Annotated in this window: 18 protein-coding genes and 1 pseudogene; 3 read left to right on the forward strand and 16 right to left on the reverse strand. The window is 62.4% G+C overall.

Features of this window, described 5'->3' with window-relative positions; genetic code table 11:
- The first annotated feature begins 46 nt into the window (after positions 1-46).
- Positions 47-1,393, forward strand: a complete 1,347-nt coding sequence (locus tag F7P65_RS11195) for a glycoside hydrolase family 16 protein (protein WP_240334267.1) — start codon at positions 47-49, stop codon at positions 1,391-1,393.
- Here the strand turns inward: F7P65_RS11195 and F7P65_RS11200 are convergent.
- The 16 genes from F7P65_RS11200 to F7P65_RS11275 form a co-directional block, all read right to left on the reverse strand.
- A complete protein-coding gene (locus F7P65_RS11200; RefSeq protein ID WP_150291822.1) occupies positions 1,378-2,298 on the reverse strand; it encodes a glycosyltransferase family 2 protein in 921 nt (306 codons plus the stop codon). The genes F7P65_RS11195 and F7P65_RS11200 overlap by 16 nt on opposite strands.
- Positions 2,298-3,383 carry an acyltransferase family protein gene (locus F7P65_RS11205; protein ID WP_150291823.1) on the reverse strand — a complete coding sequence of 362 codons (1,086 nt, stop codon included), beginning with the start codon at positions 3,381-3,383 and terminating at the stop codon, positions 2,298-2,300. The genes F7P65_RS11200 and F7P65_RS11205 overlap by 1 nt, the downstream gene beginning before the upstream one ends.
- A complete protein-coding gene (locus F7P65_RS11210) occupies positions 3,380-4,510 on the reverse strand; it encodes an endo-1,4-beta-xylanase (protein ID WP_150291824.1) in 1,131 nt (376 codons plus the stop codon). Before F7P65_RS11210 ends, F7P65_RS11205 begins: the two co-directional genes overlap by 4 nt.
- The gene (locus tag F7P65_RS11215; protein ID WP_150291825.1) at positions 4,507-5,475 is read right to left on the reverse strand and encodes a glycosyltransferase family 2 protein; all 969 of its coding nucleotides are present in this window, start codon (positions 5,473-5,475) and stop codon (positions 4,507-4,509) included. Before F7P65_RS11215 ends, F7P65_RS11210 begins: the two co-directional genes overlap by 4 nt.
- Entirely contained in the window at positions 5,475-6,431 is a 957-nt protein-coding gene (locus F7P65_RS11220; RefSeq protein ID WP_150291826.1) for a glycosyltransferase family 2 protein, read from the reverse strand. The genes F7P65_RS11215 and F7P65_RS11220 overlap by 1 nt, the downstream gene beginning before the upstream one ends.
- The gene (locus F7P65_RS11225; RefSeq protein ID WP_150291827.1) at positions 6,428-7,357 is read right to left on the reverse strand and encodes a glycosyltransferase family 2 protein; all 930 of its coding nucleotides are present in this window, start codon (positions 7,355-7,357) and stop codon (positions 6,428-6,430) included. Before F7P65_RS11225 ends, F7P65_RS11220 begins: the two co-directional genes overlap by 4 nt.
- Positions 7,358-7,365: 8 nt before the next feature.
- Complete coding sequence (locus F7P65_RS11230) at positions 7,366-8,730, reverse strand: O-antigen ligase family protein (protein WP_150291828.1); 1,365 nt, start codon at positions 8,728-8,730, stop codon at positions 7,366-7,368.
- Between the two features lies 1 nt (position 8,731).
- Entirely contained in the window at positions 8,732-10,024 is a 1,293-nt protein-coding gene (locus F7P65_RS11235) for a polysaccharide biosynthesis protein (protein WP_150291829.1), read from the reverse strand.
- A complete protein-coding gene (locus F7P65_RS11240) occupies positions 10,017-10,817 on the reverse strand; it encodes a WecB/TagA/CpsF family glycosyltransferase (RefSeq protein ID WP_150291830.1) in 801 nt (266 codons plus the stop codon). The genes F7P65_RS11235 and F7P65_RS11240 overlap by 8 nt, the downstream gene beginning before the upstream one ends.
- Positions 10,814-11,719: a capsular biosynthesis protein gene (locus F7P65_RS11245; protein ID WP_150291831.1), complete on the reverse strand. Its 906-nt coding sequence runs from the start codon at positions 11,717-11,719 to the stop codon at positions 10,814-10,816. Before F7P65_RS11245 ends, F7P65_RS11240 begins: the two co-directional genes overlap by 4 nt.
- Positions 11,716-13,074, reverse strand: a complete 1,359-nt coding sequence (locus F7P65_RS11250; RefSeq protein ID WP_150291832.1) for a GNVR domain-containing protein — start codon at positions 13,072-13,074, stop codon at positions 11,716-11,718. Before F7P65_RS11250 ends, F7P65_RS11245 begins: the two co-directional genes overlap by 4 nt.
- Positions 13,071-14,498 carry an ATP-binding protein gene (locus tag F7P65_RS11255; RefSeq protein ID WP_150291833.1) on the reverse strand — a complete coding sequence of 476 codons (1,428 nt, stop codon included), beginning with the start codon at positions 14,496-14,498 and terminating at the stop codon, positions 13,071-13,073. Before F7P65_RS11255 ends, F7P65_RS11250 begins: the two co-directional genes overlap by 4 nt.
- Complete coding sequence (locus F7P65_RS11260; RefSeq protein WP_150291834.1) at positions 14,495-15,319, reverse strand: polysaccharide biosynthesis/export family protein; 825 nt, start codon at positions 15,317-15,319, stop codon at positions 14,495-14,497. Before F7P65_RS11260 ends, F7P65_RS11255 begins: the two co-directional genes overlap by 4 nt.
- A 27-nt stretch (positions 15,320-15,346) precedes the next feature.
- The gene (locus F7P65_RS11265) at positions 15,347-16,519 is read right to left on the reverse strand and encodes a hypothetical protein (RefSeq protein ID WP_240334269.1); all 1,173 of its coding nucleotides are present in this window, start codon (positions 16,517-16,519) and stop codon (positions 15,347-15,349) included.
- Between the two features lie 303 nt (positions 16,520-16,822).
- On the reverse strand, positions 16,823-17,008 hold the full coding sequence (locus tag F7P65_RS11270; protein ID WP_162854596.1) for a hypothetical protein: 186 nt from the start codon (positions 17,006-17,008) through the stop codon (positions 16,823-16,825).
- 270 nt (positions 17,009-17,278) lie between these two features.
- A complete protein-coding gene (locus F7P65_RS11275) occupies positions 17,279-18,670 on the reverse strand; it encodes an exopolysaccharide biosynthesis polyprenyl glycosylphosphotransferase (protein ID WP_150291836.1) in 1,392 nt (463 codons plus the stop codon).
- Between the two features lie 673 nt (positions 18,671-19,343).
- Here F7P65_RS11275 and F7P65_RS11285 point away from each other — a divergent pair.
- Together F7P65_RS11285 and F7P65_RS11290 are read left to right on the forward strand one after the other, a co-directional pair.
- Entirely contained in the window at positions 19,344-19,814 is a 471-nt protein-coding gene (locus F7P65_RS11285; protein WP_162854602.1) for an Lrp/AsnC family transcriptional regulator, read from the forward strand.
- Positions 19,815-20,044: 230 nt separating this feature from the next.
- Positions 20,045-20,794: pseudogene (locus tag F7P65_RS11290) on the forward strand (IS5 family transposase).
- Positions 20,795-21,121: the final 327 nt, after the last annotated feature.

Below are 21,121 nucleotides of genomic sequence, written 5' to 3' on the forward strand. Positions count from 1 at the left end.
AATGACTGTCAAAGTAACTGGCTCCGCATTCGGAGCCGGAATAGCCATGTTATGCGTCGTCGCGGCGGGGGCGGCGACCATATTGTCAGGCACTTCATCCACGATCACTACGTCATCCGGTTCGACAACTGGAACGACTAGTGGCAGTTCAACTATTACATCTTCATTAACGCCGTCGACAAGTGGTACAAGCAGTTCGACGACACAAGCGGCATTTGCCGATTTCGATTTCGCAAACGGTACGAAACTGCCTGAAAAGGCCACCCTGTCGCTGGGCAACGCCACGTTCAGGCCGGGTGCGGGCACAGCTTATGTCCCGGTTTCGCTGGATCATGCGACGCCCAATACGATTGTCGCGCGGATTACCACGGTCAACGGCTCGGGTACGCTACGCGCCTTGTCAGGCTATAATTACCAGACTGTGGATAGGGTCGTGATCTTCCGTCCCGGCGATCCGCTTATCCAGACCGTCGAGGTGCCGGTGATCGCCGCCGCCGAAGGACAGCAGTTCCAATTGAAGTTGCGCGAAGCCCCCTGGGGCGGCCTTCAGGGGCAATCGACGGCGACGATCACCGCCAGCAGCACGGCGCTCGCCACGGCCAAGGCCACCGGGACCTTTCGCGAACCGCGCCAGTTCGCTGCGACCGGCACGCTTCAATTCCAACTGTCGAAGGACACGCACAAGCGCTCGCCCGATGGCGGGTGGGATCGCTGGGCGACTTCGCTGTCCCATGGGCGGACCCAGATCGCCAATGGCGAAACCGGTCTCTATCTCGACTCCTCGATCTTTCCGGGGATTGAAGGTCCGGTCTATTGGGGACCGAACGGGCTGGTGCTGCACACGCAGAAGTTGAAGACGCCGATCAGCTATGAAGGCCGGAACTGGTATTATGGCTCTTCGGTGCTGGACGGGCGCAACTTTCTGGCATCGCAGATCGGCTATGGCCAATATGAATGGGAAGCCAGGATGCCAAACCGGCGCGGGTCGTGGCCGGCCTTCTGGCTGATCTCAACCAGCGGATGGCCGCCGGAAATCGACGTTTACGAGGGCTTTGGCTATCAGAGCTACTGGGATTTCGACCGCCATATCTCGGCGACCATCCATGGCGGCAGTGGCGGCGTCCGTTCTTTCCAACGGGGCGTCAACATCCAGTCGGAGCAGGCCTATGGCCTTAGCGGCTACAGCCAGGGCTTTCATCGCTTCGCCGTGGATATTCAGCGCGACTACATCACCTGGTTCGTCGATGGCGTAGAAACCTATCAGTCGGTCAACCCCTTCCGGGGCTTCCGCTGGTACCCGATCATGGACGTCGCCGTGAAAACGGACGGTGCCTATGACGACGGTTCAGGCGACATGGTCATCAGGAGCTTCCGCATCTACAGCGCCCCATAATGGCTCTGGGTGCCTCCTGCGAGGGCATAGAGGCGCCCCCAGCTCTTGACCCACTGACCGGCAATGTCGACCCGGCGCGCGCCGGGCAGCAGCATGGCGGCAAGGCCTGCTGTCCGCAGTACGAGGATGGCGAGCGACCGGGCGAGCAGCTTTGCCTTGCCGATGCGACCCGGCAGCGCCTTCTGCCGGGCCATGGTTTCGGTACAGCCGATGCGCCACATGCGGCGCAGCACCCATGACAGGCGCGTCCGCTCCGCCGGCACCCATTCGCTGACCCGCGCATCGGGCGACCAGCCGAAACGGGCGCCCGCGTCGCGCAGCCGGGCCAGGAAATCCAGATCCTCGCCGCCGGTGCGGTTGAAGCGGGGATCGAAATAAGGGGATTCCAGCATCGCAAAGGCCCGACGGCTGACCAGCAGATTGTTGCTGGCCCACAGCATCGGCGTGGCGCCCCACGGCCGCTCTTCCGGGCGGAAGACCAGACTATCCTTCGCCCAGCGCGGCGGATTGCCGACAAAGCAGCTATCCACCGGTCCTGCAACGACGTCCGCGCCGACCTGCGCCTGGCAGATCAGCAGCGCGTCCAGCCATCCCGGCTGTGGCCATTCATCATCGTCGATCATTGCGATGAAGCGCATGGCGGGATCGGCGAGTGCGGCATCGGCGATAGCGTTGCGGACGGCGGAAAGGCCCGGCTGCCCGACCGTCAGCAGGGTCAGCGGGAGGGGATAATTCTCGGCCTGCAACCGCTGCACGGCGGCCGCGCCCTCTTGTTCGCCGGGGTCATTGTCCGCGATCAGCACCATCACATCATGGCGGCCCGCTACGCCCGGCAATGTCTGCAACAAATGGGTGAGCCGCTCAGGCCGCCGGAAAGTAGGGACGGCGATCCATATCGCAGGCATCAGGCAGTCGCCTCCCGCGCGGGTTTGGCGGACCGGCGGCCGCGCTGGAGCCATTTGATGAGCTGATGCCCGCGCACCTCGACCAGCGCATAGCTTGCCCAGCACAGCAGCCATGTCGCGATCAGCATCCCCGCCACGAACAGCCCGTCGAAGCCGGTCATGCCATGCTTATGCGCCATGGTCATGGCGCGCGCGGCCACGTCGCGGACAAGCGGATGCCAGAGATAGATGGAATAGCTGATGAGCCCCAAATGGAAGCTGACCGGGTTGGCCATCACCGCCCGCGCCGTCGCGCCGTTATAATAGCAGCTCAGCACCAGCAGCGGCATCAGGCAGACCACCAGCACATCGGCCTTGCCCGGCAACAGCAATGCCAGCGCGATCAGCCCGCAGACGATGGCAAAGCCGCCCGTCCGATCCATCAGCCGCTTGCACCAGTCCTTCTCCGCGCAGCGATAGGTGAGAACGCCGAGCGAAAAGCCGGCCAGACACCGCAGCAGCGTCAGCACCGTGTCGCTGTTATTGACGTCGAGCGGCCCGCTCGACCCCAGGCCCGATCCGGCGACGAGAGCCAATATCCCGACGCACAGCAATGCCTGCGCCCAGGCCATGCGCGAAAAGGCGATGATCGCGATCAGGGGATAGAGAAGATAGGCCGCGACCTCCGTACTCACCGACCAGCTATTGCCGGCGATCGGTTCCGTGCCCCATCCCCAGCTTTGGATCATCAGCATATTGGTGGCGATATTGGGCAGGTTGAGCGCGATCGCCTGATTGCCCGACACATTGAGGATGATCCGGGCCATGAATACCAGGGTCACGATCAGATGCAGAGGCCATACGCGTGCCATGCGGTTGATGAGGAAGTCGACATAGCTCGCCCGTCCCAGATGGTTCACCACCCGGTCGTGATAGCCGAAGGAGATGACGAAGCCGCTCAGGATGAAGAACAGGTCGACCGACAGATAGGCCCGTGAAAACAGGGGCAGGCGGAACGCCTCGAAACTGGGGTTATGCGGTATATGGTACAGCAGCACCGATACCGCCGCGACCCCACGCAGGCCGGTGAGAGAGGAAATTCTCATGCGCGGCTTCTCCCGATCGGCCGTGCGGCGTCGAAGGCAGCCGCGATGGCGTCCCACAGCGGCTTGCGGCGCATCTGCCCGTCCAGCGGCAGGCCACGCGAAAGCTGGCCGTCGGCCCATTTGTAATCCGGGAAGTTGGACAGCCAGCTATAGCGGTCCGACAGGCCCCAGCAGAGGATGGATCGCATCGCCCGATTGTCCAGCGCCACGTCCAGAAACGCCTTGGCGACGGCGGCGACTTCATTGTCGCGCTTGCCCGGATTGGGTGGGCCGCCCTTGTCCGCGATGTCGAATTCCGTCACCGAAAGCGCCAGGCCATAACCGCGGAGGTCGTCCAGGAAGCGCGCAAACAGGTCCTGATTGAACTTTTCCTTATAGGGTTTCAAATGTCCCTGAATGCCGACCGCATCGACGGGTACCTTGCGCGCCATCAGCCGGTCGAGCAGTTTCAGCATCGCGGTCCGCCGCCGTTCGCAGCGGGGCGAGTCATGTTCCAGCCCGAAATCGGTCAGGAACAGCGTCGCCCTTGGGTCCGTCTGCCGCGCATGGTGGAAGGCGATGTCGATATAATCCTCACCCAGCGCCTGCATCCACATGCTGTTGGCGCGCATGCCGTTGGCGCGTCCATCATTGGGTTCGATGGCTTCGTTGACCACGTCCCATTCACTGATCTTCCCGGCATAGCGCGGCATGGCGACGTCGATATAGCTGGTCATCAGCTTCTCCCGTCCCCCGCTGTTGGCGAGTTTCAGGGCAGGACCCAGCCACGGCGGCTGGGCCGCATACCAGACCAGCGCATGACCGCGCGCCTTCATCCGGTGCTTTTGGGCGAAGGCGATGATCTGGTCCGCGCCGCTGAAATCATATTTGCCGGGCTTCGGCTCGGTCGTGCCGCGTTTCAGTTCATATTCCTGGACCACCATGTCGCATTCGCGGGCGATGGCAGCGGTGAAATCGGGGTCCTCGCGCAGTTGGCGCGACTTGATGGCCGCGCCGAAATAGCGGCCCGACCGCCGGGCATGGGCGGCAAGTCCTTCGGATGAGACGCTTTCCTGCGCCCGGCTGGAGGGCACGGGCGAACAGGCGCCGAGCGCCAGCGCGCCCGCCAGAAATTCACGCCGTTTCATAGTCTTTGTCCTTTCCCGCCGATCAAATGCGACAGGTCGATGATGCGGTCGGACAGGCGCCGGTAAACCGGGTCGGGTACGACGATCTGCAACAGTACGGTCGCCGCCATCCTGGGTCCGAAGGCGCCGCGGCAGACCGCTTCCAGATAATAGCGCATGGCCTGCCGTCGGCTGGTCGGCCAGATGCTTTTCGCCGCATGCCATCCCATATAGCCGGAAAAGGCGCGAGGGGAGATGTGGGGTTTCAGGTCGCGAAGCCAGGTGAGGCTGCCGACGCTGCCGCGGACCTGCGACAGCCGGTCCTCGGCCTGCCGGTCGGCCCAGATGGTGCCGGGCCGCTCCGCCATCAGGAAACGCGCGCCGGCGAGCGACAGGCGCATCGCGAAATCGGTATCGTCGCCGAATTTCACATCCTCGCGATAGCGCACCTTGCCCGCCAGCGACCGGCTGAGCGCCATGCTGCTGGTCTGGATGAAACCCCGGTCGCACATGAGATAGCGGTCCATGGTTTCGCCATGGGCAATGGCGCGCGGCGGTTTCAGGAAATTGCGTCCTTCACCCCGGTCGGCCAGCACCTGACCATAGGCAACCACATCCTCGCTTTCCTGTAACAGCGGCAGCAGGTCGGCCAGATGATGCGGCAGGAAACGGTCGTCACAATCAAGGAAAGCGATATAGCGCCCGCGCGCATGGTCGATGCCCTTGTTCCGGGCCGCCGCCGCGCCGCGATTTTCCTGCACGATGACCTTCAGGCGCGGATCCTTGATCGCGCCCAGCGCAACTTCCGTTCCGTCGCTCGATCCATCGACGACGACGATCACCTCGATGATCGCAATGGTCTGTTCAAGCGCGGAGACGACCGCGGCGACCACCGCGTCGCGGCGCTGATAGGTCGGTATGACGACCGAAAAAAGCGGCGTCGCGGCAGCCGCCCGGAGGCTTGACGGAGGTTGCCATGCGGTCATCACGAACCGGCTCCGCCATGGGCCGCTCCGGCCTTGCCGAAGCGCAGGACGAAACCGTTGACCAGCGAGCGGTAGAGCGGCTTGGGAAGGTAGGAGCGCAGCACCTGCCGGGCGATCACCTTCGGCGGGACGCCGCCCGCGACCATGCCGACCGCCAGGTCCTTGATCGCGACCACCGGCTTGATCGGTGCCATATGATAGGCAAGCACCGTCGCCCTATAGCCCCGCCTTGCCCGATTGGTCAGCATGTGGCCGCAGCGATCGAGCCAGTCGAGCGATGTTTCATAACCCTTCACATAGGAGGTGCGGCCGGCCTCGGTCGCGTCGAGCCAGACGGTCAGCGGCTGATCGATCATACGGAACCGCGCCCCCGCGCCCTGAAGGCGCACGCAGAAGTCGAGATCCTGTCCCTTTTTCAGCGCGGGATCGAACAGCACGTCCTGCGCCATGCCGGTTGGCACGACCATGGTGGACGTCTGCATGAACTGGTTGGCGCAGAAGAGATATTCGCCGACATCCTCACCATCGCGAATGCCGCGATCCGGCCTGATCCAGTAGCGGTCGACGCCCCGGTCGACCTTCATGCGCGAATAGAGGACGGTTCGCCCGTCATCCCCCGCCAGCGCCTTCGCCATGATGGACAGCTTGCCAGGCAGGAACAGGTCGTCGGAATCGAGAAAGGCGATGTAGCGCCCGTCCGATGCCTTGATCCCGGCATTGCGGGCCGCGCCGCCGCCCGCATTGTCCTGCCGGATGTAGCGGACGCGCGGATCGCCTATGGCGTCGATCACCGGGCCGGGATTATCGCGCGAACCGTCATCGATCACGACGATTTCGAAATCCTGCCAGTCCTGCGCCAACACGGAACGGATGGTGTCGCCGACAATCTCCGCCCTGTTGTAGAGGGGGATGACGACGGAGAAAAAGGGTTGCGTATGGAGGGCTGCATTGGTCATGCGCCATGCACCTTTCGATATTCTTCATAATGAACGCCTGCCAGACCGGCGATCTTGCCGGCGGCGCGGTAGAGCTTGCCGAGGCGTTCGACGCGCTTGCCTCTGTCGAGGGTCGCGACGGCACCCAGCGATCCGACGAGGAAACCCGCGACGATGCGCGGCGCTTCGCCCAGCACCGTGCGCAGGCGTCCCTTGTGGAAGCGCTCCACCATCATGTCGGTCATGCCCACGCGATAGCCGCGCATCAGCAGCCATTTGGCGGTGACGCGGCTGGCGGGGATCAGTTCGGTGACGACCGCCTCCTCCGACCAGGCGAAGCGGAACCCCTTGCGCTGCATGCGGGTGAAGAGCTGTTTGTCCGACCCGCCGGTCAACGCCATGCGTTCGTCGAACGGGCGATCGCCCATGGCATGCAACGCCGTTGCCGCCATCAGCACATTGGCAGTGCTGTCGACCAACGCTACCGAGCCTGACCGCCCGCGCCGTTTGGGGGCAAGCAGGGGATGACGGGCAGCCCATGGCGCAATGACGCTATCCATCTCGCGCAGCACGGCGCCGCCGACGACATCGGCCCGCCAGCGCGTGGCAGTATCCGCCATCGCGTCGATCCAGCCGGGGGAGGCGGCCTCGTCATCGTCCAGCATGGCGACATGCGTGGCGCCCGGTCGCGCCATGGCCGCCGCGACCAGCGCGTTGCGCACCAGTGGAATGCCGCGCTCAGCCACCAGCAGCGCCTTGATCGGCCAGCGATAGCCCTGGCTCGCCATCTGCTCGACGACGGCCATTCCCTCCTGCCGGTTCGCGTCGTTATCGGCGACCAATATTTCCAGTTCATGCTGCGTTTGCTGTGCGGCAAGCGAGTCCAATGTTCGCCGCAAACCCTGTGGCCGGTTGCAGGTGGCGATGCAGACGATGATCTTAGGCATTTGGAATCCTAGCCATTCGCGGTTTCCGTCCGATGTCGTAAAGGCCGCCGGCTCCATTGCGGGCGCGGCTTGGCCTTGAAGGTGGCGTGCGCGGTTGCGATGGCCGCGAGGAAGATCACCCAGACCTGGCGATCCTTGTCGAAGAAGCTGGTTTCCAACAGATTCTGGTACATGACGAAGACCCAGATCGCGAAGGCCGGGACCATCAGCGCCTGGTTCTCCTTCGTCGATCCGGTCAGGAACCAGTAGGCCGGAAGGGCAAGGAAACTGATCAGCAGCAGGATCAGGCCCAGGGGTCCGGTCGTCACCCAGATTTCCAGATAGCCGTCATGCGAATGGGCGGTCAGCATCTGGAATTGCTGGTTCAGATAGTCATGCGCGGGGGAGAGCGCTCCCACCTGCCAGAAACCGCCGAAACCCGCACCCAGATAGGGGTGATCCGACAGATAATCGAACACCACCCGCCAGATCGACACGCGGCCGGTGAAGGCGGTGGGGTCCGCGAACAGCCGCTCGATGGTCGGCTGATAGGCGATATAAAGGCCCAGGAATCCGACCATGCCAAACCCAAGCATCAGCAGCAGGATCGCGCGTTTCTGCGTATTGTCGCTCAGCGCGCGATAGATGTTGCTGATCATCAGCATGCCGATGCACAGCGCCAACGACGTCTTGCTCTTGGTCCCGATCACGAAGACGAACGCCATGACCGCGAACAGGGCGTAATACCATTTGCGCTTGTCGATCCAGCTATTGCCGCAGACGATGAAACACAGGGCCATGACCGCGCCCGCGATATTCTTGTGGAAGAAGAAACCGCGCCATGCGCCGATCAGTGCCTTGTCGCTTTCGGTGGGCGGATGCACTGCGGCGGGCGTCAGCGGCAGCGAGACCCAGCAGATGATGAGCGATACGATCAGCGCCGCGCGCAATGCGTTGAACAGCCGCGCCGGTCCGATCAGCGAGAGGGCGCAGAAGGTGATGTAGATCACGATAAGCTGCTGCATCGCCCGCTTGAAGGACACGAATGGATCGACGCCCCATGTGCAGCTAATGAAGAACCAGCCCAGCATGATCGCCAGCGGCCAGAAGGTGAATTTATATTTGAGCGGTTGTTTGCGCAGGACCTGCACGGCGGTCAGCAGTAATGCGAAGCCGATGAACAGCGCCTGCTTGAACAGATCCGACCCGTCATTGTCCGCCGCCATCGCCACCAGTTCGTCCTGGGTGCGGGAGGCGAAGGGTTGCTGCCCGATGAAGACCATCATCAGGAAGACGAAGTAGAAGACCTGCGCGACCCAGACGAGGCTGCTGTTTTCGCTGTCAGCCTTGGCAAGGGGGGCGGCATGACCGCTGCGGTGCCAGTTGGTGGCCATGTCAAATCGCCTCCCGCTGGTTTCGCCGCCATTTGCGGTCGAGCTGCCAGATGCCCAGCATCATGACGAGCTGCGACAGCACGACGCCGCTGACCGAAAACACCGGCGCGGTGCCCCACACCAGCAGCGTTACGGCAACCAGGCCGACCACGCAGCTGCGCATGCTCTGCGCGGCGAGGGGGCGGAAGGCGCGGCGGGCCTGCGTCATGACGCTCATCGGCGTCTGCACGCACTGGACGAGGGAGAGGAGGGCGCAGAGGCCCACCGCGATCATCACCAGCCGGTGATCCAGCGTGGGCTTCAGGATCAGCCCCGGAAAGGCATAGAGGGCGATGGCTGCCACAACGCAGGTGCCGAGCCACAGCGTAACCAGCGCCGCCATGAAGACCCGTTCCGACTTGATCGCCGCGCCATGGTCGCCACGCGCGACGGCGCGGGTCATGCGCGGTCGTTCAAGCTGGGTCAGTGCCGTGATGCAGACATTGACCGGGCGGAAGAACAGCATTCCCACCGCAATCGGCGCGAAGGCGGTCGGCCCTGCCAACAGCGTCACGATATAGCTGTGCGAGTTGGAGGTGGCTTCGGTCGACAGCACGCCCACCAGCGTCCACGCCGATTGTTCCTTCCAGACTGGACGATAGGCACCCAAAGCCTCGCCCGGCGTCATCGAGAAATGACGCCGCACATAGGCAAAGCCAAAGGGCAGAAGCCCCATGAGGCTGGCCGCGACCAGCATCCCGCCGATTGCGGGCATCTCGGCGCCTGTCCGCATCGCGATCAGCAGCCCGGCCAGGATCGTCCCGGCATAGGCCATGTCAGACCGCGCGGCGCGGGCCGGGGCGTGATGCGCATAGGCGTTGGACCGCCCGAACCAGCGGATCAGCGAAAGCGTCCCCGCCGCGCCGAACAGCAACGCCGCCATCGGAGATGCCGTAGCCCATGCAATCGCCGCGCAGATCAGACCCTGACTGGCAGCCAGCATCAGATTGACGGGGAAGAAGAAGTCGAAGCTCCTTGCCCCCGCATCATCGCCCTGATTCACCGATATGGTGTAGGGCGTCGACACCAGCGCGTTGGACAGGCTGTAACCGAACTGGATGATGACCAGCAGAAAGGCCAGCGTACCGATGGCAGCCGTTTCCAGATGATGGATCGAAAATAGCTGGACCAGCAAATGACTGACCGAGACGACCGCCGACGACAGGCTGGCCAGCCCGAAGCGGCCGAACAGGCTGCCAAGGCGCTGGACGCGACCCGTCGCAGGGCGCTCTTCCACCGCTTGGGCTTCAGCCATGGCGGTGCTTCCAGATCAGCCAGAGCGCATGGGGATTGGTCGTGATATAGCGCCAGGCGAGTTCCCTGGGCCGCGTCGCCATGCGGTGCAGCCATTCGAAGCCCGACTTCTGCATCCACAGCGGCGCGCGCGGATAATCGCCGGTGATATAGTTGAACAGGCCGCCACAGGTGACGATCCAGCCCGCCTTGATCCGGTCGCGATTGCGCACGCAAAATGCCTGTTCGCGCGGCTTTCCAGTCCCGACCCACAGCACGTCGGGCGCGGCTGCGTTGATCGCGTCGATCACCGCGTCCTCTTCCTGCGGAGACCAGAAGCCGTTGCGCCGTCCGGCGAGTTGAAGCCCCGGCGCTATGGAAAGGATCTCCCGGGCGCAGGCCGCGTTCACCTTTTCCTCGCCGCCGAGTAGATAATAGCTGACGCCAGCCTCCGCCGCGGGTTTCAGGCTGTCGATGAACATATCGGTCGTGCTGGAGCGGTCGGCGATATGCGGCTCCCCGAACCAGCGGGAGGCCGCGACGATGATCTGCCCATCGGCATGGATCAGGTCCGCCTGGGCCAGATTGGCCCGGAAAACCGGATCGCTCGCGTTCATGGACAACCCCTGCCCATTGGCGTCGAATACCAGCAAGGACTGTTGGTCCAGGCTCCGACGCAGCGGGGCTTCGACCAGCATCTTCGCGATCAGGGATTCCAGGGACAGGGTGGAAACGGGGAGGCCGCCTATATGGGCGACGGGCGCCTCGATCCGCAGGCCCAGGGACGGACGTGCCAGCATATTCTCGACATTCATGTGATCACCGTCCCGGCAATGGGCACGCCATGGCGGTCCAGATCGTCGATCACGCGCCGCATGTCGGCAATGACGGTGTCGCCGCGTCGTGCGACGATGACCACCGCGTCGAAGCCTGCGAGGATGCTGCCATAGGGCGTCTGGTCGCCCTTGCGTTCGGCCAGATAGAACAGCATCGACGTGTCGCGCAGACCCCAGCCATTGGCGGTTTCCGCCAAGGGTCCTCGCGTGATGAGGCTTGCCGCGCTGCCCGATGCCCGACCGGCGGTCATCAGCCACAGCCCTTCGACCGCGGTCTTGGCGGCGGGCAGTAGCGCCGCGCTACCCATCAACTGCTCGGCAAGACCCGCCTTGTTCGCGATGCGGAAGAGACGATCAAGGGAAGGCCGCCCCATGTCCACATCGATGAGCATCGTCTGCCCATCCATCTGAGCCAGCACCACCGCGAGGTTGGCCGCCATGATCGCCGCTTCATCGCCCGCCTCGATGGCCAGAACCGCCAGCCGCAGCGAGGCCGGATCGCCGTCCTTGGCCGCGGCGCGCATCTTGGCCCGGATCGTCCGCACCTTGGCGGCGTAGGCGTTGGCGGGATCGAAAGCGGCGACCACCAGCGGATCGACCCGCTGGTCGCCCTCTGGCAACAGGGCGAAGCCACCCTGCAAGGCTGCGAGTATCCCCGCATCCTCCGGGTTCAGCAGGCCGAGATCGACGGCTGCATCGTGCAGCGCCAGACCCTGCGACCGGGCATGGGCTTCGACCTTGTGAACGTCAGCTTCGGCCAGAAAGCCATGCTCTACCGCCAATCGGGCGAAGTTATGGCTGTCGCGGGCGCGGGGGCGCAGCGTCGTCGTGCTGCCTGGGGTGAGTTGAGGCGGGGCGCCTGCCGTGGATCGCAGTCTCATGCGGCCTCCTGTTGCTTGAAGAACCAGCCGCCACGCACGGGGACCGGCACTAATTCGGTGATGACTTCGACCTCGGTCGCGCGGGTCACGCCAGCGGCCGAGCGAACGCGCGGATGAATGATCTCCATGAGGATCACGGCAGCGATACCGCCGAACAGGCCGAGCGCGACCCCGCCAATCAGCCAGAGCATGATGTTCGGCTTGGCGGGCAGCAGAGGCACGGTCGCCTCATCCAGCGGACTGGCATTGGGCTGGGAAATCTGGCTCTTGAGAGCGGCTTCATTGAAGCGCTGGCGCACCGTGTCATAGGTCTGCCGCGCCGCATCCACATCGCGCTGGAGCACCATCAACTGGTCCTGCACGTCCGACATGCGGATCATCCGATCCTCTTGGCCGGCCATGTTCGACTTCAGGTCGCCCTCGCGACGGCTGGCCGCCACGCTGTTTGCACTGACCGCGCCTGCCTGGCTGGACCGCGCCGATGCCAGCTTCGACTGAAGTTCCGACAGTTGGGCATTAGCCGCCGCCATGGTGGGGTGATTGGGGCCGAGCGTCTTCTGCAGTTCGGACACGCGGGCGGATTGCTGCGCCACCTGTTCCTGCAAATTCTGGACGATCAGCGATCCTTCGATGTCGGACACCGCGCCCGCGCCAGCCTTGGACCGGGCAGCGGCGGCTTCCGCCTGCGCCTGGGTCAGCTGATAGCTCATATTCTTGAGCTTTTCCGCCTCAAGGTCCATGCGGTTGATGCCGATAATGTCGTGCGCCCGCTGGAAGTCGGACAGGTTCTTCTGCGCCAGTTCGTAGCGGCGGCGCACTTCCCGGGTCTGTTCGTCGAACCATTTCGCCGAGCCGCGTGCCGGGGACGCGCGCAGTTCAACCTGCTCGCGCATGTAGATTTTGGCGATCAGGTTCGCCACCTTGGCCGCGACCTGCGGATCGGCATCCATATACTGGATCTGGAGCACGTTGCTCTGCCGTCCGGTGGTGATCGTCATGTTCTTGCTGACCAGAGAGGCGGCCGATTGCAGCCGGGCGTCGGCGGGCATGTCGCTGGGCATGGCGTCGACAAAGCCCGCTTCCTTGGCGACGGCGTTCATCACCTTGCCACTGCGGATGATGTCCGTCTGGGTACCGAGAATGGCATCGGTGTCCGGCTTTGCGCCCTGCGCCGTGCTGGTGTCGGTCGGGTCCGTCTGCGACAGGTCGAGCAGCAGCGAGGCCGTGCCCATATATTGCCGTGGCTGGATGAAGGCGGCGATCGCGATCAGCAGGAACAATATCCCTCCGATCAGCGCCGCCGTGCGCCAGCGCGCTTGCAGCGCGGCCAGCAAATCGATGGGGTTCATGGTCATAGCCCGTCCACTCCCTTGAGCAGCGCGCGCATTTCCTCGGCGGGCGTCTGGACAGGCGGCGCGCTCTGCACCGGCTGCTTCGCCATCAGCAGCAGGAATTGCGGCGCCAGCGTATCTTCGAACATCCACAGTTCGCCATTGGGCGTTGGGACCAGCGCGGGCTGAAGCCGCGCCATAGCGTCGCGCGCTTGGCCCTCGTTGATCGAACCGCCACCCAGCACTTCATGGCCGAGCTTCACGAGCCGCTCATAGGAAATGGCCGACATCTGAGACGCGACCACCGCAGCCAGCGCGATCATGCGGCGCCCATTTCCTGGAACGGAACCCGCTTCCCAGAGGATGCGGCGGAACAGCGCATGGGTCTGGCCGCTCATTTCCTCCCAATCCTCAAGAGCCGAGGACAGACCCTGCTCGATGTCGGAAAGGACCATGCGGTCGCGCCCGCCGGCCTCTGTCACCAGAGCCGCCGACATGCCGAACAACCGCGCATGATAGGGCGATCCCATCGCCGCCCCCGCCAGCATGTCCAGCGCATCGTCATCGATGGACAGCCGGGCATTACCGGCGCAGGCGAGCAGCAGCCGCTCCAGTTCCGGCTTGGGGATCGGCGCGACCCGCTGCGGCGCGAGATGGCGGCGGAGCGAAGGATGGGCCGCGATCAGCCCATCGATGTCGCTCGCGATGCCGACCAGCACGACCTGCACGGGCGAATGAATGTCGGTCAGCAGCTTCAGCAGCGTCGCCACTTCCTGCTTCGCGGTTTCCGACTGCACACGGTCATATTCGTCGATGATGAGGATGGAGCGTTCGCGCACCTCCTCCACCAGCAGCGCGGAGAGGCGGGAAACATCCAGCGGCTCGCCCATCATCTTGCGCACGCGCTCCTGCCCGGAACTGCTCATCGGCAATTCGGTCAGGAAGGGGCGGAAGAGGGAGTCGAAATCCGCTTCGCCATTGGCCGAGGCATAGAGGGCGATGCAGCCCGCCTCATCGGCCAGATCGCCGAACACGCGGGCGAGCGAGGTCTTGCCCGATCCGCGCGTGCCGAAGATCACGGCATGCTTGCGCTGGACGACGATGGCCTCGACCAGCTTTTCCAACTCGCTGTTGCGACCGGCCAACCCATGGCGATCCGTTACCGGCATGGCCGTGTTGAACGCGGCATAAATGCTGTCGCGCCGCAGGCTGATCGGCTTGATCGGTGCGGCCATGGCGCTCATCGAAAGGGGACGGTGGCCTGGATCCTCCGGCTCTGCGGTGGCCGCTTCCTGCCGGAAGCCGGGCAGCGCCGGGACGTCCAGATGCAGCGGCACATCCTCTGGAATGATGCGCTCATTACGCTTTTCAGCAGTGCGCGTCAGGGACAGAAATCGGTCGAAAAGACCGGAGCGTTGTTGCGCGAAGCCTTGTTCGAGTGTCGTCAAAACAGCTTCTCCCGGATGATGAGGACATCTTCAGGCTTCACTGGGTCATCCAGATTGGCCTGTATTTCCTTCCCCTCCCGCCGGACTTTTATCCGTTTGGTTGAACCCGCCAGCGTCGGCCCACCGGCCAATGCCAATGCCTGCCGGAAGCTTTGCCCCGGCACATAGGTAAAGGCGCCGGGTTGCTGGACCTGGCCGTAGACATAGACTTTCTCGGCCGGCGGCACGAACAGCGTGTCGCCCGCCTTCAACGTCCGCATCGCGCCCCCTGCCATGTCGGCCAGGGAAATGCGTACCGGCCCGCTGCCGTCGGCGGGGGTCAGGATGACGGCATTGGCGCCATCCTTGGACGACCCGCCCGCCTTGGCGAGCATCGATGCCACCGTATAATCGCGGTCGAGCGGATAATTGCCCGCTTGCGGCACATTGCCGAGCACGGTGACGAAGCGGCTCACATAATTGCTCACCTCGACGCTGACCGAGGGCTTGGCAAGAAAGCCGCCGGTTGCGTAGCTCGCCGCAATATCCTGGGCGAGTTGGGACGTGGTCTTGCCCCTGGCGGACACCGGACCGATCAACGCGAGGGCGACGGTGCCGTCCTCCTTGATGCGGGTCGTCGTCGAAAGGTCGGGTTGGCCGAAGACGGCGATTTTCACCTCATCGTCCGGGCCAAGCTGATAGCCGGGATTCGTCGCCTGCGGGGCAGGGGACGTCGCCGCAGTTGTCGCTACGGATCCGGCGGTGGTCTGCGCGGTTGCAGACAAAGGACCTGCAATAATGAGCAGGGTCGAAACGGACTTCAGGAGAGTATCGGCTTTCACAGCGCAAAGCTCCCAATATCTAGAGGATCAGAAATGCAGAGCTGCGCCCAGCGTCACTTGCGTGCCGCTGTAGTTGGAAACGCTGGTGTCGGTTCTGCGGGTATAATGCTGGGCATCGAGCGTAAGATCGAAACGGTTCGAAAGTTTCCGGGTCAGCATGCCGCCAAAGCGACGATTGCGGTCGGCCGTGATCGAATAAGGGCGAAGCGCGGCGTCCTGACGGAACTTGCGCCGATCCCACTCGGCATACAGCCCGGCGGAAGTCAGTTCGGAGATCGAGAATTCGCCCTGCACCCGATATGTCGTGTCGATGGCGAAACCGCTGGCGATCAGGCTGTCGTTGATGATCGCCCGCTCCGTCATGGCGGTCAGCTTCAGGCGCGGAATGGCGGTAGTCGACAGGCTGACCTTCCAGCCCAGGCCGCTATAATCGCCCACCGCTGCGCTGTCGCTGCTCACATCGAGCCAGCGCACATCCGCGTCGATCTGCGTGATCGGGCTGACATTACGCTGGAAACGCAGGCCGTAGCTGTTGATCCGGTTCTCTATCCCCAGCGTGTCGCGCGTGCTGTTCACCCGTTCGTAATAGGCGGTCAGCGTGCCGAGGCTTGGCTTATTGTAGCCGATCCCGCCCATGAACGTGTTGCTGGTCTGATCGGCATAGTCGAACTGGTTGGCATTGCGCGTCGTATCGTGCGCATAGCTCGCGACGGGGAAGAAACCCGGCCGTTCGCAGGTGAAATCCGCGCCGAGGGTCGAGAATTTCTGGAGATTCTCGGTCGCCGAATTAATGTCGCCATAATCGGCCCGCTGCTGGCGATAGGCCGCATGGGGCGTCACCAGGCAGGTGGCGCCGAAGCGGATATTCGCCTTCGCTTCCGTATCCAGCCGCAGCTTGCTGCGCTGGCCTTCGGAAATGAAGCGATCATAGCCGATCTTGCCGCGCAGAAGGATGTCGTGCCGTCCGATCGGCATGCCATAGGTCGCTTCCAGCGACGGCGTGACGATCAGATCGTCTTTCGGATTTTCCACCCGGTCGTCGACGCGATAGACATTGTCGTCGTACAGTAGATCCAAACCCGCAGTCAGGTTGAGACCATATTCCTTAAGACGCTTCTCTTCAGCCGGATCCTTGGCGCGCTTCTCCACAGTCGATACATCGTCTTCCTGTGCATGTAGCACGGAAGGAAATGCCGTCATCACCGTCGCTCCACTGAAAGCGGCGGCCATGATCATATGCGACCACAGATATTTCCGTTCACAGGGCGCAGAAAAACGGCCCCGCAAACGCGGATTATTATCTCTATACAATCTTATCGACCCTTATTGCATTGCAGCAATCTTGGGCATGCTAGAGGGATTCCCGCGTAACGCCACCGTCTGGAAAGCAGCTTGTCGTGCCAAAACAACGGCTCGGTTCATCGCAAAGAGGGCGCGTCGGACCCATGTCCGACGCGCCCTCAAGCTGTTAATCTGGGAGAAAGCTAAATGGAGAGATGCGCTTTAGAATATCAGCCAGGCAATGGCGGTCACCGCGCCGACGAAAGCGAGAATGCCGGCCCATCGGGAAAACAGCTGAACGCCCTTTTCAGCGCGGTCGGCAAAAATGACGGCCGCGCCGTCCATCGGAAGGGAGGGGCGTCGTTCCGTCTTTTCGGTCATTGAAGGTTGCGCCACCGCAACGCCCACAAATTCTTCCGCCACGTCGATATTCCCACCGCCCATTGCTGATAGGTTTAATATCCGATTTCGCGGTTAACAAATAGTTGTCAGAAGGGGGATGGCCGCATCAACTCGTCGCATATGATGGCGCCGCGTCTGCCAAATCTTGATCTGGGATAATATTAAGACGCGACGAACCGTCGTTCTTAACGGTTCGTCGCAAAAATCGTCGTTTGGTAACTTTTCCGCCGGAACCTTTCCCTGCCCTGCGCGTGCAGCCGTGTCTTTCGATTCGCCTTAATAAGCGTTCTTGTGCACCAGAACATTGACGGTCCCCAGCAGGATCGCGACGTCGCGCGTCAGGCTCCAGCCGTGCAGATATTCCAGATCCGCTTCCACTCGGTTCAATATGTCGCGCCGGGTTTCGGTCGCGCCGCGAAAGCCGCGAATTTGCGCCAAGCCGGTAATACCGGGTTTCAACGCGTGGCGGTGCCAATATTGACGGTCGACCTGCCAGAAGAGTTGCTCTTCCGCCGTCGATCCCAGAGCATGGGGGCGAGGGCCCACCAGGCTCATCTCGCCCAGGAGCACATTGATGAGCTGCGGCAGTTCATCAATGCTTGTCTTGCGGATGAAGGCGCCGACCCGCGTGATCCGGTTGTCGTCCCGCTGAGTGGAGGTCGCGCCCGCGGCATCGCACTGTTCGACCCGCATGCTGCGGAATTTCAGGATATGGAACAACATGTTGCCGCGCCCAATACGTTCTTGCCGGAAGAACACCGGGCCCGGCGAGTCAAGCTTGATCAGAACCGCTATCACCGCCATCAGCGGCGCCAGTACGATCAGCACAGGCACGGTGAGCGCGATATCCAGCAGGCGCTTCTTCGCCCGATTGGCAAGGTTCAGCGGCCCGCGCGATACCACCAGCGTCGGCGTCCCACGATAAGCCTGCACGGCGAGCGGGGCCATCGGGTCCAGTTCGGGCACGATGATCTCGCCCAATATATTGCCGCCCTTCAGCATCTGTGCCCAGTCGGCTTTGCGATCCATCGGGCAGGAGATCACGACGCGATCATAATCGCGCAGCAAAGTGCCGAGACGGTGCAGCATATAGGGATCGTCCAGATCGGCGCGCAGCCCGATCGCGTTGGCATCCACGATCACCATGCTGCTCACGTCCTGAGGGATCACGCCATCGTCGATGATCAGCAGTTGCGCGAACAATCCGTCAGCGAAATTACGGCGGACGGTCTGGGCGATAAGCAGACGTTGCAGCACGATCAGCGTCCCGCTGCACAAAATGCCTGCCGAAACCCCCAGTCGCGACAATTCGCCAGTCGCCTTGAGCGAGAATACGACCAGCAGGAAGATCAGCAATGTACCGGCAAAGGCCATGGTCGCGCTGCGGCAGGATTGCGTCATGCGCGTCAGGCAATGCGGATTATAGGCCTGATTATGGAAGGCCAGCATGCCATAGACGATCAGCCCCCCTGTCAGGGCTTGCCATTGCCCGTCCGACAGCAATGAAATGCCAGCCACGCGCAAGCCCAGCGCAAAACCTGTGGTCAGCGCCACCATGTCAGCCACCAGCAGCAACAGACAAAGCCAAAGCCTGGCGTTCCGCTGCCCGGCGGCTGTTGCTGGCTGGCGACTGGGAACGCCTTCGATCGCCAGATCAATTTTCGACATCTGCAACCCTTTATATGTCATGACGTCAAACGAAACACCGCCGGGGGGCCGTGTGTAAGCATCAGACATCCGCTGCGTTTTGATTTATGTTGCGCAGCAGCAGGACATAAATGCGCAGGGCTTACAATTGCCTGTGGGATGCCCGGACCCGCTTTTCCGACGATCCGTTTTGTCTGAAAGACGTTCCGCCCTGCATTCGCGACGATCCGATGAGGGCGGCCCCGAATAGTTGCAACGCATTTTGAGGCCGCTTGGCGCCGATATCCGAATCGCGAACCGGATCAGTGGATTATCCACCACGTCAACAGACATAACGCCAGGAGGAACGCGGCCGGTCCCGCCCAACGCGAAAGCCGCTGGATAAACGTCTCCGCCTGTTGATGAGGAAAGTGCCATGCCTGGCGGCGTATCTTTCCCGGCGCAGCGTCCCGATCGAGAGGGTCATGCCGTGGCGAAGGTGGCGCCGCCGGAACGGAGCCTTCGTCGTGTCTTTGCGGAGAAAGGTCCACCATTTTTGCAGCCCCGTTCAACCTGCCACCAGAATAGCTCGACGGGTTAAAAAAGGAAGCGGATTTGCCGAAAGTCCGGGGTACGCTCACTCGCGTGGTTCGGGATTTGGCAGTTCATGAATGCCCGCTTGGCTGAAAGCCAATCAACGCTTATCCTGAGGATCATGAAACAGGAGCGGCAGATAGACGCGATTGACCGCAGGATCATTGCGGCCTTGCAGGAGGATGCGACGCTCAGCCATGCCGATCTGGCAGAGCGGGTAGGGGCGTCCAGCGCCTCCTGCTGGCGGCGGATCAAGGCATTGGAGGGGGCGGGTATCCTGGCTGCGACGGTGCGGCTGGTGGACCCGGAAAAAGTCGGGCGGGGGGTCAATGTCCTTTGCAACATCCGCATGCGCAGCCATGCCCTGGAAGCACGTCGCGCCTTCGAGCAGTTTGTCGACGGCCGGCCGGAGATCGTCGAATGTTTTTCCATGTCGGGAGAATGGGATTATCTCCTGCGGGTCGTGGTCGCGGATGTGGCCGACTATAACCGCTTCTTGATGATGACGCTGCTGGGGCATCCCTCCGTCGCGGGGGCGGCGTCGCACTTCGCGCTGTCGATGACGAAGTTCACGACGGCGCTGCCTGTCTGACCAGTCCCGATTTATGTTCGGCCAAAACGAGGCTTCTGGCCTTTATCGGTCGTGTTGAACCCCGGCCGACGAAGCAAATTCCGACGGCGTCATAATATCTGACGCAACTCGCGATGCTCTCGGCAAGCAGGCGTTTAACCTATTGAACTGATATCTGAAAATGGTGGACGCACTAAGACCTGTGGGGATTTAGGATTCCCATTCAACAGCAGATGTGATTCATGCTGTGGATGGATCGCTTTGTATTGATCGACGCCCAATGGGCGAAGATGGAACCGCACTGTCTGGGCAAGATCACTGATCCGGGCCGCAGCGGCAGGAACAACCGACTGTTTATGGAGGCGGTGCTGTGGATTGTCCGAACAGGCAGTCCATGGCGCGATCTGCCCGCCCAGTTCGGTAACTGGAGCAAGGCGTTTCGACGGTTTCGTGATTGGCGCGAAGCTGATGTTTTCAAGCGGATTTTCGACGCTTTGGCGGGAGAGCCCGACATGGAATACGCGATGGTAGACGCCACCATCGTTAAAGTCCACCTGCACGGCCAAGGCGCAAAAGGGGGACTGCGAGCCAGGCCATTGGACGCTCCAAAGGGGGCATGACGACCAAAATCCTGGCACTCACCGATGCCTTGGGCAACCTCGTGCGCTTTCGCTGATGCCCGGTAACCGCTTCCATAGCGGCGGTGTTGCGCCGCTGATCGAGGGTGTCGAGTTCGGGCAATGCTCGCCGACAAAGCTTTCGACAGCAACGACATCAGTGCCGATCTCAACGAACGCGGCGCGAAGATTGTCATTTCCCAGCATCCACGCCGCGCCATCCCCCTCCCACTCGACGTCGAGATGTATAAATGGCGTCACCTGATGGAGAACTTCTTCTGCAAACTCAAAGAGTTCAAACGCATCGCCATACGTGCCTGCAAAACCGATCGCAGCTTCGAGGCTATCATCTATCTCGCCGCCGCCGTCATCAACTCACGATAAATCCCCACAGGCCTTAGGCTTTAGTGACATTTTAGGGATTGAACGAACATAAAGTAATCTCGCGCCTCTGGCCCGTGGCTGGCGCTCCCGCGATTACTTCATGTTCGTTCAATCCAGCTTCAATGAGGTCGCGCACAGCGCATGGACGCCAGCGTTCCGCCGCGCGACCTCACAGAACCCTCTGGATTCACGCTGGGGAGGATTTCTGATTCAAGCAGGCTTTTGGAGGCTGGTGTGGAAGGCGAGGTTCTTCGGGACGATCAGTGGGAGCGTCTGCGGGCATTTGTGCCCGGCGGCCTCAAAGTGAGGTGGTGCCGGAAATTCGGA

It is taken from the genome of Sphingobium estronivorans, assembly GCF_008692605.1.
Taxonomy (GTDB): domain Bacteria; phylum Pseudomonadota; class Alphaproteobacteria; order Sphingomonadales; family Sphingomonadaceae; genus Sphingobium; species Sphingobium estronivorans.